Here is a 16,119-nt window from a genome sequence, read left to right as displayed (position 1 = left end):
CTACATCCCTCCACTCGAAGCGGGCGGGAAGAATTCCGCCCGCGCGGCCGCGATGCGCGCCTGTTGTGCGCGAGCACCCTTGAAGGTCAGCGCACCCGCCCCGCCGGCGCAGCACAGCAGCACGCCGACCCCACCGAGAACGGTGATCGCAGGCAACGGCTCACTGTGGACTACCGGAACCATTCCCGGCGGCGCGGCGGCCGGATCGTCCTGGGCCGGTGCGCCCGCAGCGGGCGACGTTCCGTCGCCGCTCGGGGTCTCCCCGGCAGGCCGATCCTGGGGTGCGGAATCTGCGGGACCACTCGTTCCCGGAGCTGCCGCGGCGGTTCGGGAACCGGAACCTCCGGCCGGCACTCCCCCGGACGCCGGGGGTGCGGTAGGACTCTGCGAGCCCGGAGCGGCTTCCACAGCATCGGAAGCCGAGTCGTTTCCGGAATCGTCGTCCCCGGACGTGTCCGGGCGCGCGATGGTCGGTTCGCCCACCGGCGGCAACGTGATCGGACGGGGCGGAGCGACCACGACCCGTGATGTCGAAGGTGTCGACGTCTCCGTCGGTTCGGTCGTCTCGGACGGTTCCGTGGTGTCGGACGGCTCGGCCGTCTCGCTGGGCTTCCCGGTCTCGCTCGGTTCCCGTGTCTCGCTCGGTTCCCGTGTCTCGCTCGGTTCCCGTGTCTCGCTGGGCTCTCCGCCGCAGCCGCGACTACTGGCGCAGTCGTGGTACTGGGGGTCGGCGGAGGCGTCGGACGGGAACACCGAGACGGTGACCCAGCCGAGCCCGGACAAGAAGGCCAGCGCCAGTCCGACCATGGTCAGCCTTCGAACAGCACGACGCGCGCTCACTGTGCACCCCCCTCGTATTCACGACACGACACCACGTCTACGGCGACGTCGCCGCTGTCATGGTATCGAGCGAATCGAGTAGAGGTGCTGGTGGTGCCGGTGTCGGGGAACCGGCACCACCAGCGGTGCCCGAGCCAGGTGGGACTCGAGCAGCTTCCGAGAACCCCTGCGGGTTCGGCGTTGCGGCCTGGAGGTGCTGAGCGGTCAGCGGAAGGTCGGCGTCTCCGACGCGGCCCTCGCGACGTCGGTTGGTCGGCCGGAGTTCACAGGACGTTCACCAGCAACATCGTCGCGGTGATGGTCGCGACCACCGTCGCCGGTTCCAAGAACTTCGAGATCTTGTCCATTGCCTGCATGTATTTCCACCCCGTGCGATCGACCCCTTGATGACCTACGGACAGTACACAGCATTCAGTTACCTTTTGGCAAATCCAAGAGTCGGCCATTCGCACGGTGCCACGCTCTCGCACCCCTGACGACGACGCTCACCTGGGTCGGAATGCAGAAGAGGCACTCTCTCCGGATGGAGTGAGTGCCTCTTCTGTGGTGGAGCTGAGGGGAATCGAACCCCTGACCTCTTCGATGCGAACGAAGCGCGCTACCAACTGCGCCACAGCCCCGTGCGGATCCTGCGATCCGCTCGGCAAACTCTAGCAGGCCACCCGCGGCGGGAGCGAATCGCCTACACCGACGTGGCTTTCGGCCCGATTCGCCCGGCTACTCACCGGCTGCTCGGCGCATCGTGGCCTGCTGCATCGGCGCGTCGTCGAAGTGTTCGAGATGATCGAATTCGGGGTCCTCGTCGTCCACTTCGAGGACGACGGCGCCCGGACGCCGCAACCGGGCCGGGATGAGGCGGAGTTCCTCGTCGCTGCGGGACTCGACACCCAACCTCGACCGGTTGAGTCGGGCGGTCCGCCGGCGACGGATCTCCTGCTCGATCTGAACCTGCCGGCGCAGATACGCCAAGTACCCGAAGAGGCCGACCACACCGGCCGCGAACGCCCACCACATCAGCGGGGAGATGATGAGCCCGAGCGCCGCCGACATGATTGTCGCGAACACCAGCCCGAGAACCGACCGTTGCCGGAACGCATACCGGGCCTCGCGCGCGATCGCGTCGGCCTCGGGGTCGAAGCCGCCACGCCCCCGGCGCGCCGGTACGTACTCACCGACCGGCGCCCGCTCACCGTCGAACTCGTCTTCCTCTGCGTGAGTGTCCACAAGGTCCTCCGCGTCGTAGCCGTAGTGGTCCGGTTCCGGTTGCCAGTACGGATCGCTGCGGTGTCCAGCCGCGGGTCCACGCTGCACGGGACGTTCGTCACCGCGGTGCAGCACGCGCGTCGCGAGTGCTGCGTCACTGGTTTGTCGAATCCGGGGGCGGTTGTTCACCAGCATCGGGACCAGGACGAAGAGCCACACGACGACGAGCCCGATCCAGAGAAACGAGTTCGGCATACGGCGACCTCCTCCCAATCGTCTACCAGCATGGATACCGCTGTTGACCCACCCAGGCTAACCGCATGAACACGCACATCTTCGCAGACGCGCCGATCTCACCATACTCAGGTGTCACATGCGTAACGCGAAAATGTGGTGCTCGACATGCCCCGATAAGACAGAGAGAACGATCCGGCAAAGACTCGCCGAAAGCGGAGCCCCGGTCAGGAAGCTTTGATACCGTGAGATAACTGCCGCGTAGCTGGACGTTTGTCCATGTCCGCTTCGGCGATCAGCCCCAAGTGGCTTTGCCACTCCGCACGAGCGAATCCGCCACCGTGCCAGGCACGTCCTCGACGGTCATGCCGACCAGAATGTGGTCGCGCCACTGCCCGTCGACGTCCAGGTAGCGCTTGAGGAGACCCTCCTCGCGGAAGCCGACGTTGCGCAGCACCGCCTGGCTCGCCAGGTTCTCCGGACGCACGGTGGCTTCGACGCGGTGCAGCCCCACGGGTCCGAAGGCATGATCGAGCCCCAGCGCGAGCGCGCCGGTGGCCACCCCGAGCCCGTTGACGTCGCTGGCCACCCAGTACCCGATCCAGGCGGAGCGCAGCGCACCCCGCACCACGTTGCCGATCGTGATCTGGCCGCAGAAATTGCCGTCGAGTTCGATGGCCATCGGCAGCATGCGACCCTTCCGGGCCTCCGAACGCAGACTGCTGCACAGTCCGGGCCATCCCGAAATATGATGGCGCGCTTCCCAGGGCGCCTCCCCGGTCGGTTCCCACGGTTCGAGGTGCGCGCGGTCGCGGGTGCGCAGACGGCTCCACGCCGACGCGTCACGCAACCTGATGGCGCGCACGGTGACGACGCCACCCTTCACGCGCAGGGGCCCGAGATGCGGCGGCCAACCCGGATGCTGTGTCATCCCGTCTCACACTGTCGCGGTGCCATCAGCCCCGCTGCGCCAGGAAGGCCACGTCCACCTGGTCACCGGTCCGGACCTCGGTGATCTCGGGGTCGATGAGGACCAGACAGTTGGCCTCGGCCAACGTGGCGAGCAGGTGCGAGGACGCGCCCGGCGCCCCGCCGAGAGCTTGGACGAGGTACTCCCCCGTGGCTTCGTCGCGCATGAGCTGACCGCGGAGAAAACCCTTGCGGTGCTCGATGGACGTGATCGGCGCGACGGTGCGAGCGGTGACGACGCGTCGCATCGGCTGCCTGCGCCCCAGCGCGATGCGGATCAGTGGGCGCACCATCACCTCGAAGACCACGAGGGCGCTCACCGGGTTGGACGGGAGCAGGAACGTCGGGACCTCGTCCCGGCCCAGCTGACCGAAACCCTGGACCGATCCCGGATGCATCGCGACCCGGTCGACCTCGAGGTTGCCGAGATCGGCGAGTGCGTCCCGCACGTCCTCGGAGGCGCCGCCACCGACGGCACCCGCGATGACGACGATCTCGGAACGGATCAGCTGACCCTCCACCACCTCGCGCAGGCGACGGGCGTCGGCGTTCGCGATACCGACCCGGTTGACGTCGGCGCCTGCGTCGCGGGCGGCGGCGGCCAGCGCGTAGGAGTTGACGTCGTAGACCTGGCCGGGACCGGGGGTCCGGTCGACGTCGACGAGTTCGCCGCCGACGGAGATGACGGACAGCCGGGGCCGGGGGTGTACGAGCACCTTGTCTCGGCCCACCGCCGCCAGCAACCCCACCTGGGCGGCTCCGATGATGGTGCCCGCCCGGACCGCGACGTCTCCGGGCTGCACGTCGTCGCCGGCCCGGCGCACGTAGTCGCCGGAGCGGACCGGCTTGTAGATCTTGACGCGGGCCCGGCCGCCGTCCGTGCGGTCGAGAGGAAGGACGGCGTCGGCGAGCGTCGGGAGCGGTGCACCCGTGTCGACCTTGACGGCCTGACGCGGCTGCAGCCGGATCGGCTGCCGCGAACCGGCCGTGACCTCACCGACCACGGGAAGCGACAGTTCGACGGGCGCACCGTCGTCGTCGCGGATGTCGGTTCCGGCGGCCTGGACGTCGACGCTGCGGACGGCATAGCCGTCGATTGCAGCCTGGTCGAAACCGGGAAGCGGACGCTCGGTGACCACCTCTTCGGCACACAACAGCCCCTGGGCTTCGGAGATCGCCACACGGACCGGCCGCGGCGCCACTGCGGCCGCGGTCACGATCGTCTGTTGCTCCTCGACCGACCGCAAGTTCTTGCCTCCCGAGCTTCTAGGAATCCGTCCGCTTCAATCGGTCGATCAGCCATTCGCGCAACGACGGGCCGTACTCGTCCATGTCCAACGCAAAGTCAACCGCAGCACGGAGGTAGCCGCCGGGATTTCCGAGATCGTGTCTCGTGCCTCGGTGCACGACGACGTGAACGGGATGGCCTTCCTTGATGAGAAGGGCGATGGCGTCGGTGAGCTGGAGCTCCCCGCCGGCGCCGGGTTCGATCCGCCGCAGCGCATCGAAGATCGCGCGGTCGAGGAGGTAGCGACCTGCGGCGGCGAACGTGGACGGCGCATCCTCGATGGCCGGTTTCTCGACCATGCCGATGACCTTGAGGACGTCGGGGTTGGTGGCGTCGGGAACCGTCTCGACCTCGAAGACGCCGTACGAGCTCACCTGATCCTTGGGGACGTCGATGGCGCAGAGGACGGTGCCCCCGCGCTTGCGGCGAACCCGCGACATCGTCTCGAGCACTCCGCGCGGCATCACCAGGTCGTCCGGGAGGAGCACGGCGATGGCGTCCTCGTCGTCGTCGAGGACCGACTCCGCGCAGCCGACCGCGTGGCCCAGGCCGAGAGGCTCATCCTGGACGACGGACTCCACCTCGAGCAGGCCGGGAGCCTTGCGCACCTTCTCGAGCAGGTGATATTTGCCGCTGGCCTCGAGCTTGCTCTCGAGCACGAGATCCTCGACGAAGTGGGCGACCACTCCATCCTTGCCCGGCGACGTCACGATCACGAGCCGGCCGGCACCGGAATCCGCGGCCTCTCCGGCCACGAGTTCGATACCCGGGGTATCCACGACCGGGAGCAGCTCTTTCGGCACGGTCTTGGTCGCGGGGAGGAATCGCGTGCCCATTCCCGCTGCGGGCACGACAGCCGTGCGAAAGGCGCTGGCGGTGTGCGGTGCGGCGTCTGTCATGCCCACACCATAACTGTGCGGACCTACTCGACAGTCACCAAGATCCTGTCAGTAACCTCCCGGAACCCGTCAGGGACGCTCGTCGGTCGGCTCTAAGGTTGGGGCATGCACGCACGAACGAAGGACGAGTGGCGGCAACTGGTGCTCTCCGGGCGACGAGCTCTGACCCCCGAACTCCGCACGGCCGAGGACCGGGCGCTCGTCGCACTCGGCACACAGGGAATCGCCGGTGGATCCACCGTCTGCGCCTATGTTCCCACCGCGCTCGAGCCGGGATCACTGGACTTTCTCGATGCCCTCCGGCAGGTCGCCGGACGCGTCCTCGTGCCCGTCACCCGCGATCCGGGCCCGCTCCACTGGTCCGAGTTCACGGGCGCGGACGGTCTCGCCGACGCGAGTTACGGCCTGCGCGAGCCGACCGGCCCGGTGTGGGAGCCCGACGAGATCCGTTCGGCCGGAACCATTTTCGTGCCCGCCCTGGCCGTCGACCGGAGGGGCGTGCGACTCGGCCGCGGTGCGGGCTTCTACGACCGGAGTCTCGGGCTCGCTGCCTCCGACGCGCGGCTGATCACGGTGGTCCGCGACGAGGAACTGGTATCCGAATTGCCCGAGGATCCCCATGACGTACGTATGGGTTGGGCACTCACCCCCGGCTCGGGCCTCGTCCCGCTCGGCGACCGCTGAGGACGTGTCCGGCCCGGAATAGTTCTCTGATTAGCGTTGTTGGCACTGTCGACTGTAGAGTGCTAAAACCTGCGGTTTGACTACACAGTGCGGAGGAACCCCGGTGCCTACTTATTCATATGCGTGCACGGCATGCGACAACCGTTTCGACATCGTCCAGTCGTTCAGTGATGACTCCCTGACCGTCTGCCCCGCATGCTCGGGCAAGCTTCGCAAACTGTTCAACTCCGTCGGCATCGTCTTCAAGGGCAGTGGTTTCTACCGCACCGACAGCCGCGGCACGTCCGGCGCGGCCAGCGAGCCTGCCAAGACCGACTCTGCTCCCGCCGCGAAGTCGGAAAGTTCGTCGACGGCCTCGTCCAGCTCGTCGAGCACCGCGGCCGCCGCACCGGCCAAGGCTGCTGCCAGCTAGTTCGCGCGTCTCCGCGAGTTATCCACAACCTCTCGTCCATCCACAGGCGGGCTCTTTCGGCGTACCCATGGGCCCGCCGGTCTCCTAGCGTCGAACCATGTCGTTCGACCCTGTCCCGACCGGTCGCCGCCGGTCGAACCGAGCACACCGAAGCCTGAGCCCGTCGTGGGCCGACCGGCTGTCGGATTTCGCCCATCCCGGTTGGGCCCGCACCCTCGTCGCCAGACGCGTCCTGGCCGCCGCGCTGGTCTGCCTCGCACTGGCCCTCCTCGCCCGCGGAGACCCCGACTCCGCCCGCTCCGCAGTCGTGGTGGCCGCCCGGGATCTACAACCGGGCGTCGTTCTCACGGACGCCGACGTGGAACTGGTGGACCTCGAGGCCGGGACCCTGCCCGACGGCGCCGTCACCGCACTGGCGGACGTCGACGGGCGCACCCTCGCCGGACCGACCCGCGCCGGAGAAGCCCTCACCGACGTCCGGGTACTGGGTCCCCGTCTCGCCGCGGCCGCAGCCGGCATGGACGACGCCCGGATCGTCCCCGTCCGGCTCGCCGACCCCGCTGTCACGGAACTTTTGCGTGAGGGCGATCGCGTCGACGTGCTCACGGTCGATCCCGACACACCAGCGAATCCGGACCTGCGCTCCGGCGCCACCGTGCTGGCGTCCCGCGCCGTCGTGGTATTGGTGACACCCTCCGAGAACGGACGTGACCAGCGCGAACGCGTGGTGATGCTGGCCCTGCCGGCATCCGAGGCCACGACGGTGGCCGCGGCATCTCTCACGAGCGCGATCACCGTGACCTTTCAGTGACCCGTCACACGGAGCCGCGCTCATCTAGGCTTTTCTGCGAACAGTGCTGGATGACTTGCCACCCACTCGAGGAGACGTCGACATGCTCAAGGGATTCAAGGACTTCCTGCTCCGGGGGAACGTCCTCGACCTCGCCGTCGCGGTCGTAGTCGGAGCCGCGTTCACCGCCATCGTCACAGCGTTCACCAACAACGTGATCAATCCGTTGATCGCCGTTGCGGGCGGCGCCAACGATCTGGGCTGGGGCTACCAGATTCTCTCCGACAACCCGGCCACCTTCATCAACATCGGCGCCGTCATCACGGCCGTGATCAACTTCGTGATCATCGCCGCAGTCGTGTACTTCATTCTCATCGTCCCGGCCAACGCCGCGAAGAAGCGGTTCATCACCGAGCCCGCAGACAAGAAGGCCAGCGAGGCCGACCTGCTGATCCAGATCCGCGACATCCTCGAATCGAGCCTCGAAACCAACGGCGCGACAGCGAGTCCCGACGGAGCGCACGCGATGACCGCGGACAAGGCCGCGAACCTCGAGCAGACCCGCGAATAGCTTCCGACGACTCCGGGCCCGTGCAGCAGCTGCGTGCACGGGCCCGGAGTCATGGGCGGAACGAATTATCAGCCGATGCTGAAGGGCTGACCCCAGAGAGTGACGGTGCTGCTGACGTTGTCCGTCTCGACGGACACGTTCACATACGACCGCGCCTGGGCGTAACCGGCGCAGCCACTCACGCCGAGGGTCGAATCGGCCCAGGTGACCGAACCGTCGGTACCCTCGAAGCTGTTGTATGCGGAATGCGACTCTCCGCCATAGGCGTCGGCCGACTCGAGGTCGAGGATGTCGACGCTGACAGCCTCACCGGGGCCGAGGGTGATACCAGCGCTCGTGCCGCCGTCGACAGGAACCGAAACGGTACCGTCGGCATTTACCACCGGAGTCGAGCCGGCTTCACCGCCTGCCTCCGCACCGAAGTCGACCTGGCAGGCCAGGACGTAACCGGGCTGGATGTCGGCACCGGTCGCTCCGGCGCCGTCCAGGTGGACGGAGGCCTTGCCATTCACCCAGACATTCCGGTGCAACGGAGTCGAACCCATCGACGGCGAAATGTTCGCACTCTCGTCCGTCAGGTTCACCGTCACCACGGTGCCGTCGGCCAACGTCTGCGTGATCGAACCACCAGGCAGCGGAATGAACGTGTCGGCGTTCGCCGCACCGACGGAAAAGAAGCCCATGGTCGCGGCAGCAGCGGCACCGACCGCCGCCAGACGCACACCGTTCTTACGGTTGATGTTCATTGTTCCCCTCTAAGGGTAGATAACTCGCGCACGCGAGAAGTGGGTGGGAAGAACTGCGGAAGAGACCGAAATCAGCCGATGCTGAACGGCGCACCGTACAGAACGGTCTTCGAGTAGTCGTTGCCCACGATCTCCACGACCGAGTACGAACGAGCCTGCGCGAATCCACCGCACTTCTGCACCTGCAGCTCCGCATCCTGGTACTGCAGCGCGTACACGCCGTCCTTCTTGATGTCCTTGCCACCCAGCGGCACGTACTTGACCTCACCCGAAGCCAACGGAACCGTCAGACCCGCACTCGTCGACAACGAATCGAGACCCAGACTGAACGACGGATTCGCCGACAGACCCGTGATATCCACCTGGCAACCCACGATGTACCCGGTCGACACCCGCGAAACACCATGCGTCGTTGCCGCATTCGTACCGTTGTAGGTACCCGCATTGTTCGTCGTGGAGTTCGCCTCCGGAACGTCGGTGACCTCCTTGATGCCCTTGACATCGGCAACGACGGTGCCCGACACCCACGCCACACGACCGGCGCCATTGGCAGCCAACGACGGCGACGACAGAGCGCTCTCCGCCGTCCGCGTCAACGTCACATTCGGACCGACCTTCGAACCATCAGGCAGCGGGATAAAGGTATCCGCACTCGCCGCACCAGTAGACATCAAACCGAGTGCAACAGCCGCAGCAGCACCCAGGCCTGCAATACGGGCGCCACGGCGCAGGCCGGACTTGCGGTTCTCGCTCATTCGTTCCCCTCATCAGGTGTGGTTGCTCCGACCTTCGGAGAAGACCTACGACCTAGCGAGGTCCAAAGTTAGACCATTCGAGTCTGAAACGTAATATCCAGAACGGTGCATTTACGTAAGTGTTACCTGACAAAATGGCACGTTATTTGCGTGTAATAGCGCATTTCGACGCGCCAAAAATCGGGGCGCGAGTATTACCGCGCCCCGATTCCGGGTAATTCCTACTTGTTTATGGAGAAAGCAATCAGCCGATGCTGAAGGGCTGTCCCCACAGGGTGACCGTGCTGCTGACATTGTCAGTGCTGACGGCAACCTTGACGTAGCTGCGCGCCTGGGCGTAGCCGGCGCAACCGCTCACGCCGAGGCTCGAGTCGGCCCAGGTGACCGAACCGGTCTTGCCGGTGAACTTATTGGCACCGGAGTGTGACTCGGCACCGTAGGCGTCCTTCTTCTCGAGATCGAGAAGCGTGACGTTCTTCGCCTGGCCGGGGCCGAGGGTGATTCCGGCGCCGGTGGTACCCGTGACCGGAATGGAGACAGTGCCGTCCTCGGCGACGGAAGGCGTCGAGCCCGTCTTGCCATTGGCGCTGGCACCGAAGTCGACCTGGCAGGCCAGGACGTAACCCGGCGTGATCGAGGCGCCCTTGGCTCCGGCGCCGTCCAGCGTGACGGCGGCCTTGCCATTCACCCAGACATTCCGGTGCAACGGAGTCGAACCCATCGACGGCGAAATGTTCGCACTCTCGTCCGTCAGGTTCACCGTCACCACGGTGCCGTCGGCCAACGTCTGCGTGATCGAACCACCAGGCAGCGGAATGAACGTGTCGGCGTTCGCCGCACCGACGGAAAAGAAGCCCATGGTCGCGGCAGCAGCGGCACCGACCGCCGCCAGACGCACACCGTTCTTACGGTTGATGTTCATTGTTCCCCTCTAAGGGTAGATAACTCGCGCACGCGAGAAGTGGGTGGGAAGAACTGCGGAAGAGACCGAAATCAGCCGATGCTGAACGGCGCACCGTACAGAACGGTCTTCGAGTAGTCGTTGCCCACGATCTCCACGACCGAGTACGAACGAGCCTGCGCGAATCCACCGCACTTCTGCACCTGCAGCTCCGCATCCTGGTACTGCAGCGCGTACACGCCGTCCTTCTTGATGTCCTTGCCACCCAGCGGCACGTACTTGACCTCACCCGAAGCCAACGGAACCGTCAGACCCGCACTCGTCGACAACGAATCGAGACCCAGACTGAACGACGGATTCGCCGACAGACCCGTGATATCCACCTGGCAACCCACGATGTACCCGGTCGACACCCGCGAAACACCATGCGTCGTTGCCGCATTCGTACCGTTGTAGGTACCCGCATTGTTCGTCGTGGAGTTCGCCTCCGGAACGTCGGTGACCTCCTTGATGCCCTTGACATCGGCAACGACGGTGCCCGACACCCACGCCACACGCCCGGCGCCATTGGCAGCCAACGACGGCGACGACAGAGCGCTCTCCGCCGTCCGCGTCAACGTCACGTTCGGACCGACCTTCGAGCCATCAGGCAGCGGGATAAAGGTATCCGCACTCGCCGCACCAGTAGACATCAAACCGAGTGCAACAGCCGCAGCAGCACCCAGGCCTGCAATACGGGCGCCACGGCGCAGGCCGGACTTGCGGTTCTCGCTCATTCGTTCCCCTCATCAGGATTCAAGCAGGTTCCCAGCCTCGACGATCGAAACTGAGGAGTGGTCCATTTCGGGCCCAGCGCAGTATTCGCAGCAAAGGTGTCCGCAGAGTTAACTGCGGACGACCAGTTGCCGGAATTTCGACACCAGAGACAAACCTCACAGGAGGCTCGTCCGGGCAACGACGTGGCACCACGCCCCGCCCTCCATCTTCGTACTGACTCGTCAGGGACATTAACCTGAGCTAAGAACCTGGGCAACGTGATCAGCTCGTGACGCAATTGTGATGTGCCTCACAAAGTTGAAAACAAGACGTTACCTACGAGTAGCCCCGCTTTTGAGTTGCCCGAACGAAAGAGGTCGTACCAGTGGTTTTCCGGGTGCGATTTTTTCCGTTACTTTCGACAACACTTAGATTCATCCAGATTTCAATCACGCGTCTACCCGTGATGAGGGGGGACCTGACGCCGAATCCACTCCTCGGACTCGTTGCGTTTGTCCACATACTGAGATGCCTCGTCCTGGCCGCGTTCGTCCGCGGTGGTGTCGGGGAAGACGTCCCCGAAGATGCGTTCGAGCCGGGCCCTGTCGATCGAGGCCCGGCTCGGAACTGCCTGCTCGTCGGTCTCGCTGGGCGAGTCCGGCTCGTCGGAACGAGAAATCGTCTCAGCCTTCCAGGCCGGACAATTCGGAAATCACGTGTGCCGCGAGCGGCGTCAGCGTGGCCATGCCGTCCCGGACCGCGGCGCGGGAGGACGCGAGGTTTACCACGAGTGTGCTGCCGGACACGCCGGCGAGCCCGCGGGAGAGGCCCGCGTCGAGCGAACCGGCGGCGAGACCCGAGGAGCGGAGGGCCTCCGAGATTCCCGGAATCTCACGGTCGAGGACCTCGGCGGTGACGTCGGGTGCGACGTCGCGCGGCGACACGCCGGTGCCGCCGACGGAGACGACGAGGTCGACGCCGCCGATGACGGCGGTGTTGAGCGCGTTACGGATCTCCACCTCGTCGGCCGCCACCGCCACGATGGCGTCGACGATGAAGCCGGCCTCGTTCAGCAGTTCTGTCACCAGGGGCCCGATGGAGTCCTTGCCGTCACCGTGAGCGGTGCGGTCGTCGACGATTACCACCAGCGCGCGGCCGGCCAGCGAGGCTTCGATGTCCATGGTCCCTACCGTAGTGGCCCCGTTCAGAACGGACTCGACCTGCCCGAGAATCCCCGTGTTCATCAGCGGCCACCCTGTTCGGCGGTTCCGAGCGTGACGTCGACGGTCTTCGTATTGGATCCGTTCCCGTCGGTGTAGGTGATGGACACATTGTCTCCCGGTGCGTGTGAGCGGATGGCGGCGATGAGTGCGTCGCCACTGGTGATGACACGGTCGTCGACCTTGGTGATGACCGACCCCTTCGGAATTCCTGCCTTCTCCGCCGGGCTGCCCGCCGTGACCTCGACGACGGTGGCACCGTTGGCGGCGTCCTGTGACGGGACCTGGATCCCGATGACGGCCTGGGTGGCCTTGCCTGTTTTGACGAGCTCGTCCGCGATGCGCCGGGCCTGGTCGACCGGGATCGCGAAGCCGAGTCCGATGGATCCGCTCTGCTCACCCGCACCGGAACCGCCGATGCTCGCGATGGCGGTGTTGATGCCGATCAGCTGGCCGTCCATGTTGACGAGGGCGCCGCCGGAGTTGCCCGGGTTGATGGCCGCGTCCGTCTGGAGTGCGTCGATGACGGTGTTCTGGTTTCCGGACTCACCGCTGGTGGACACCGGGCGATTGAGCGCCGAGATGATGCCCTCGGTGACGGTTCCGGCGAGGCCGAGGGGCGACCCGATCGCGACGACCTGCTGTCCGACCTGGACGTTGCCGGACGTTCCCAGCTCGATCGGAGTGAGGTCGGTCTTGCCGTCCACCTTGATGACCGCGAGATCGGACACCGGGTCGGCGCCGACCAGCTTGGCGTCCGCCGTGCTGCCGTCCGAGAAGGCGACCGTCAGCTTGCCACCCTTGGCGGCCGCGCCTGCCACGTGATTGTTGGTGAGGATCATGCCGTCGGACGAGATGACGATGCCGGATCCTTCGCCACCGGAACCGCCGGCCGTCGCGACCTCGATCTGGACGACGCTCGGGACCACCTTGTTCGCGACCGCCTGCACCGAACCCGCCGGTGCGTTCGCGGCCGGGGTCGCGGTGTTGTTCTTGGGGGCGTCGAGGGAGTTGGTCACCGCGGCGCCGCTGCCGTTCCGGTCGGTTGCCAGGGAGCCCACGACGCCACCGATGCCACCGCTCACGAGAGCGAGCGCCACAGCGCCCACCACGATGGCGGTGCGGGCGGGACGCTTGGTCGCGGTCGCCGTCGACCCCGCGCCGGCCTGTCCGGGGCCCTGAAGGCCGGGGAACGGGCCCTGAGGCGCCCCGTGCGGCCCGGCCGCGTGCTGGGCACCCGGGTGTCCGGGAGCACCGTGCTGAGGCTGGCCGAACTGCTGTGTGGGCTGCTGCGGCGCACCGTACGGATTGCCCTGGGGGTACCCGGCCGCGCCGTAGGGCTGCTGACCCGTCGGACCGCCCGCGGGATTCTGCGGAGTGGCCGGAAACTGCTCGGTCGGGTGGTAACCCGGCGTCGACTGCGGGTGGGCGGGCTGATCGGGGCGCGCGCCCTGGTCGCCACCGGCATTGTCGCGGCTGTTGCCGTCGTGACTGTTTCGATCTTCGGTCATCGCATCACTTCCATCTCCTGCGACCGCCCGCAAGGGGCAGTCGCACCGTCTCTGGCTACGAGAGTGCCCGGTGGGACTGAGAAGGTCCTGAGACCGGCCTTGGAGTTAGCCGAGACCCTGAGACTATTCCGCTTCGGGTTCACCGGGAAGGACGATCCGGATGAGCGCACCACCCCGTTCGGAGACGTCGACGGCGATCGTGCCGCCGTGCTTGACCACCACCTGCCTGACGATCGCCAGACCCAGCCCGGAGCCGGGCATCGAGCGCGAGGCCGTCGACCGGTAGAAGCGGTCGAACACCAGCTCCCGATCCTCCTCCGGAATGCCCGGACCCGCGTCGTCGACCGTCAGCTCGAGGAGGCCGTCGCCTGCCGGCTTCATCGCCACGCGCACCTGCTCACCGGTGGGACTCCACTTGGCCGCGTTGTCGAGCACGTTGAGCACCGCCCGCGACAGTCCCGCGTGGTCGCCGTAGACGAACCAGGGAACGGTGACGGCGGTGAAGTCGATCTCGTTGCGCCGGCGGCGTGCCCGCTCGAGGCTTCGTTCCACCACTTCGCTGAGATCGACTCTCTCGAAGACGGTTTCCGGTGCGTCCTCGCGGGCAAGATCCACGAGGTCGCCCACCAGCTGCGAGAGTTCCTCGATCTGCGCCACCACGTCGGTGCGCAGCTCGGCCATGTCCTCGTCCGGAATGTGCGGTGCGCCAGGACGACTCGACGCGATCAGCAACTCCATGTTGGTGCGCAACGACGTGAGCGGCGTCCGCAGTTCGTGTCCGGCATCGGCGACGAGCCTGCTCTGCCGCTCCCGCGATTCCGCGAGCGCCCTCAGCATCGTGTTGAAACTTTCGGTGAGCCGGGCGAGTTCGTCGTTGCCCGTCACCGGCATGGGCGTCAGGTCGTCGGTCCGCGCCACCCGTTCCGTGGCGGCGGTGAGCCGGGCGATCGGACGCAGACCGGTGCGTCCCACCGTCGTTCCGGCGGCGGCCGCGAGGACCACCCCGCACCCGCCGACGATGAACAGCACCCAGGCGAGCCGGTCGAGCACGGCGCCCGTCGGCGCCAGTCGCTGCGCGATCACCAGCGTGCTGCCGTCCTGGGTGCGCTCGGCCAGCACCCGCTGATTCTCCGCCGTCCGCAACGACGTGTCGCGCTCGCCGCGGGCCACGGACAGTTCGGGTTCACCGATGGGAACACTCGACCCCGGCGGCGTGTACGTGTCGAGGTCCGGGAAGATCAGCGCCACACTGATGTCCGTCGTGTACAGCGTCGCGCCCGCGATGTAGCGCGGATCGAACGTCACCAGATTGCTGTCGATCAGCGCCGACGCGCGGGTGCGCAACTGGTTGTCGACATCCGCGTACAGAGCCCGCGACACCACGGCGTACGCCGCGATCGCCATCACGGCCACCGCGATGGCCACCACCGACGCGGCGAGCAGCGTCACCCGCCACCGCAACGACACCGACCGCGTCAACGGCATCGGAGGGCGCATCTCGGGCGGTAACGGAATCGGGCCTGTGGGGTGCCGGGAAATGTGGTGCGAGTCGTACTTCGCCCCCGACTTGTCGGCGGTCTTGTGGAACGGAACTGCCATCACGGAGGAGTCTCCCGCAGCACGTAGCCGACTCCGCGGACGGTGTGCAACAGGCGGGTCTCTCCGTCCGCCTCCGTCTTGCGACGCAGATACCCGACGTAGACCTCCAGCGCGTTGCCGGACGTCGGGAAGTCGTAACCCCACACCTCCTCGAGGATGCGGCCGCGGGTCAGCACCCGGCGCGGGTTGGCCATCAGCATCTCGAGAAGCGAGAACTCGGTGCGGGTGAGGCTGATGGACCGCTCGCCACGCGTCACCTCGCGGGTGACCGGGTCGAGCGTGAGGTCCTCGAACGTCATCTTCTCCGAGTCGATGCCCGGCTCCGGCGCGGCGCGGCGCAGTAATGCGCGCAGCCGGGCCAGCAATTCCTCGAGAGCGAAGGGTTTGGGCAGGTAGTCATCGGCTCCGGCGTCCAGACCCGACACCCGCTCCGACACGGAGTCGCGTGCCGTGAGGACGAGAATCGGCAGGTCGTCGCCGGTGCTCCGCAGCCGACGGCACACCTCGAGACCGTCCAGGCGCGGCATCATCACATCGAGCACGAGCGCGTCGGGGCGCGCGTTCGCCACCTTCTCGAGAGCATCGATACCGTCGACGGCCAGTTCCACCGAGTACCCGTTGAAGCTGAGAGACCGCCGTAAGGACTCCCTCACGGCGCGATCGTCGTCGACCACCAAAATGCGCATACCCGACAGTTTGGCCCGATCAACTGAGATATGTCTGAGAAGGGATCACCGAAGT

The 16,119-nt window shown here is 66.5% G+C and carries 17 protein-coding genes and 1 tRNA gene; 4 read left to right on the top strand and 14 right to left on the bottom strand.

Annotated elements, in window-relative coordinates:
- The 6 genes from PSR88_RS28660 to PSR88_RS28635 form a co-directional block, all read right to left on the bottom strand.
- On the bottom strand, positions 1 to 840 hold the full coding sequence (locus PSR88_RS28660; RefSeq protein WP_342338581.1) for a cell surface protein: 840 nt from the start codon (positions 838 to 840) through the stop codon (positions 1 to 3).
- 544 nt (positions 841 to 1,384) lie between these two features.
- A tRNA-Ala gene (locus PSR88_RS28655) sits at positions 1,385 to 1,460 on the bottom strand.
- Positions 1,461 to 1,557: 97 nt separating this feature from the next.
- Positions 1,558 to 2,298, bottom strand: coding sequence for a gephyrin-like molybdotransferase receptor GlpR (gene glpR / locus PSR88_RS28650; protein WP_009478893.1), 741 nt, complete (start codon positions 2,296 to 2,298; stop codon positions 1,558 to 1,560).
- Positions 2,299 to 2,572: 274 nt separating this feature from the next.
- Positions 2,573 to 3,208 carry a GNAT family N-acetyltransferase gene (locus PSR88_RS28645; RefSeq protein ID WP_011597779.1) on the bottom strand — a complete coding sequence of 212 codons (636 nt, stop codon included), beginning with the start codon at positions 3,206 to 3,208 and terminating at the stop codon, positions 2,573 to 2,575.
- Positions 3,209 to 3,233: 25 nt separating this feature from the next.
- Positions 3,234 to 4,493 carry a gephyrin-like molybdotransferase Glp gene (glp, locus tag PSR88_RS28640; protein WP_005238688.1) on the bottom strand — a complete coding sequence of 420 codons (1,260 nt, stop codon included), beginning with the start codon at positions 4,491 to 4,493 and terminating at the stop codon, positions 3,234 to 3,236.
- 19 nt (positions 4,494 to 4,512) lie between these two features.
- Positions 4,513 to 5,433 (bottom strand): UTP--glucose-1-phosphate uridylyltransferase, encoded by a 921-nt coding sequence (locus PSR88_RS28635; protein WP_009478891.1) that lies wholly within the window; start codon positions 5,431 to 5,433, stop codon positions 4,513 to 4,515.
- Between the two features lie 105 nt (positions 5,434 to 5,538).
- Between PSR88_RS28635 and PSR88_RS28630 the strand changes: the two genes are divergently transcribed.
- The 4 genes from PSR88_RS28630 (at position 5,539) to mscL (ending at position 7,890) form a co-directional block, all read left to right on the top strand.
- A complete protein-coding gene (locus PSR88_RS28630; protein WP_016883495.1) occupies positions 5,539 to 6,117 on the top strand; it encodes a 5-formyltetrahydrofolate cyclo-ligase in 579 nt (192 codons plus the stop codon).
- Positions 6,118 to 6,220: 103 nt separating this feature from the next.
- Positions 6,221 to 6,529, top strand: a complete 309-nt coding sequence (locus PSR88_RS28625) for an FmdB family zinc ribbon protein (protein WP_009478889.1) — start codon at positions 6,221 to 6,223, stop codon at positions 6,527 to 6,529.
- 97 nt (positions 6,530 to 6,626) lie between these two features.
- Positions 6,627 to 7,340 carry an SAF domain-containing protein gene (locus tag PSR88_RS28620; RefSeq protein WP_016883496.1) on the top strand — a complete coding sequence of 238 codons (714 nt, stop codon included), beginning with the start codon at positions 6,627 to 6,629 and terminating at the stop codon, positions 7,338 to 7,340.
- Between the two features lie 82 nt (positions 7,341 to 7,422).
- A complete protein-coding gene (mscL, locus tag PSR88_RS28615) occupies positions 7,423 to 7,890 on the top strand; it encodes a large conductance mechanosensitive channel protein MscL (protein WP_009478887.1) in 468 nt (155 codons plus the stop codon).
- 68 nt (positions 7,891 to 7,958) lie between these two features.
- Here mscL and PSR88_RS28610 read toward each other — a convergent pair whose 3' ends face one another.
- From PSR88_RS28610 to PSR88_RS28575, 8 genes are all read right to left on the bottom strand, one after another.
- Positions 7,959 to 8,636 carry an MspA family porin gene (locus PSR88_RS28610; RefSeq protein WP_011597775.1) on the bottom strand — a complete coding sequence of 226 codons (678 nt, stop codon included), beginning with the start codon at positions 8,634 to 8,636 and terminating at the stop codon, positions 7,959 to 7,961.
- A 71-nt stretch (positions 8,637 to 8,707) separates the two neighbouring features.
- On the bottom strand, positions 8,708 to 9,391 hold the full coding sequence (locus PSR88_RS28605; protein ID WP_011597774.1) for an MspA family porin: 684 nt from the start codon (positions 9,389 to 9,391) through the stop codon (positions 8,708 to 8,710).
- A gap of 244 nt (positions 9,392 to 9,635) precedes the next feature.
- Entirely contained in the window at positions 9,636 to 10,313 is a 678-nt protein-coding gene (locus PSR88_RS28600) for an MspA family porin (protein WP_342338578.1), read from the bottom strand.
- A 71-nt stretch (positions 10,314 to 10,384) separates the two neighbouring features.
- On the bottom strand, positions 10,385 to 11,068 hold the full coding sequence (locus PSR88_RS28595) for an MspA family porin (RefSeq protein ID WP_011597774.1): 684 nt from the start codon (positions 11,066 to 11,068) through the stop codon (positions 10,385 to 10,387).
- A 663-nt stretch (positions 11,069 to 11,731) separates the two neighbouring features.
- Positions 11,732 to 12,292 carry a molybdenum cofactor biosynthesis protein B gene (locus PSR88_RS28590; protein ID WP_005567398.1) on the bottom strand — a complete coding sequence of 187 codons (561 nt, stop codon included), beginning with the start codon at positions 12,290 to 12,292 and terminating at the stop codon, positions 11,732 to 11,734.
- Positions 12,292 to 13,779, bottom strand: a complete 1,488-nt coding sequence (locus PSR88_RS28585) for a S1C family serine protease (RefSeq protein ID WP_011597773.1) — start codon at positions 13,777 to 13,779, stop codon at positions 12,292 to 12,294. The genes PSR88_RS28590 and PSR88_RS28585 overlap by 1 nt, the downstream gene beginning before the upstream one ends.
- A 123-nt stretch (positions 13,780 to 13,902) precedes the next feature.
- Positions 13,903 to 15,378: a sensor histidine kinase gene (locus tag PSR88_RS28580; protein ID WP_016883498.1), complete on the bottom strand. Its 1,476-nt coding sequence runs from the start codon at positions 15,376 to 15,378 to the stop codon at positions 13,903 to 13,905.
- Complete coding sequence (locus PSR88_RS28575; RefSeq protein WP_005238656.1) at positions 15,378 to 16,064, bottom strand: response regulator transcription factor; 687 nt, start codon at positions 16,062 to 16,064, stop codon at positions 15,378 to 15,380. The genes PSR88_RS28580 and PSR88_RS28575 overlap by 1 nt, the downstream gene beginning before the upstream one ends.
- Between the last annotated feature and the right edge of the window lie 55 nt (positions 16,065 to 16,119).

It is taken from the genome of Rhodococcus sp. DK176, from assembly GCF_038447315.2.
Taxonomy (GTDB): Bacteria; Actinomycetota; Actinomycetes; order Mycobacteriales; family Mycobacteriaceae; genus Rhodococcus_F; species Rhodococcus_F jostii_A.
The sequence above is the reverse complement of the archived record's forward strand: the minus strand, read 5'-3'. Positions and strand labels throughout refer to the sequence as shown.

Excerpts from the sequence above, each read along its gene's own strand:
- glpR (WP_009478893.1), bottom strand. The coding sequence starts at position 2,298 with ATGCCGAACTCGTTTCTCTGGATCGGGCTCGTCGTCGTGTGGCTCTTC.
- PSR88_RS28645 (WP_011597779.1), bottom strand. The coding sequence starts at position 3,208 with ATGACACAGCATCCGGGTTGGCCGCCGCATCTCGGGCCCCTGCGCGTG.
- PSR88_RS28635 (WP_009478891.1), bottom strand. The coding sequence starts at position 5,433 with ATGACAGACGCCGCACCGCACACCGCCAGCGCCTTTCGCACGGCTGTC.
- PSR88_RS28630 (WP_016883495.1), top strand. The coding sequence starts at position 5,539 with ATGCACGCACGAACGAAGGACGAGTGGCGGCAACTGGTGCTCTCCGGG.
- PSR88_RS28620 (WP_016883496.1), top strand. The coding sequence starts at position 6,627 with ATGTCGTTCGACCCTGTCCCGACCGGTCGCCGCCGGTCGAACCGAGCA.
- mscL (WP_009478887.1), top strand. The coding sequence starts at position 7,423 with ATGCTCAAGGGATTCAAGGACTTCCTGCTCCGGGGGAACGTCCTCGAC.
- PSR88_RS28610 (WP_011597775.1), bottom strand. The coding sequence starts at position 8,636 with ATGAACATCAACCGTAAGAACGGTGTGCGTCTGGCGGCGGTCGGTGCC.
- PSR88_RS28605 (WP_011597774.1), bottom strand. The coding sequence starts at position 9,391 with ATGAGCGAGAACCGCAAGTCCGGCCTGCGCCGTGGCGCCCGTATTGCA.
- PSR88_RS28600 (WP_342338578.1), bottom strand. The coding sequence starts at position 10,313 with ATGAACATCAACCGTAAGAACGGTGTGCGTCTGGCGGCGGTCGGTGCC.
- PSR88_RS28595 (WP_011597774.1), bottom strand. The coding sequence starts at position 11,068 with ATGAGCGAGAACCGCAAGTCCGGCCTGCGCCGTGGCGCCCGTATTGCA.
- PSR88_RS28590 (WP_005567398.1), bottom strand. The coding sequence starts at position 12,292 with ATGAACACGGGGATTCTCGGGCAGGTCGAGTCCGTTCTGAACGGGGCC.
- PSR88_RS28585 (WP_011597773.1), bottom strand. The coding sequence starts at position 13,779 with ATGACCGAAGATCGAAACAGTCACGACGGCAACAGCCGCGACAATGCC.
- PSR88_RS28580 (WP_016883498.1), bottom strand. The coding sequence starts at position 15,378 with ATGGCAGTTCCGTTCCACAAGACCGCCGACAAGTCGGGGGCGAAGTAC.
- PSR88_RS28575 (WP_005238656.1), bottom strand. The coding sequence starts at position 16,064 with ATGCGCATTTTGGTGGTCGACGACGATCGCGCCGTGAGGGAGTCCTTA.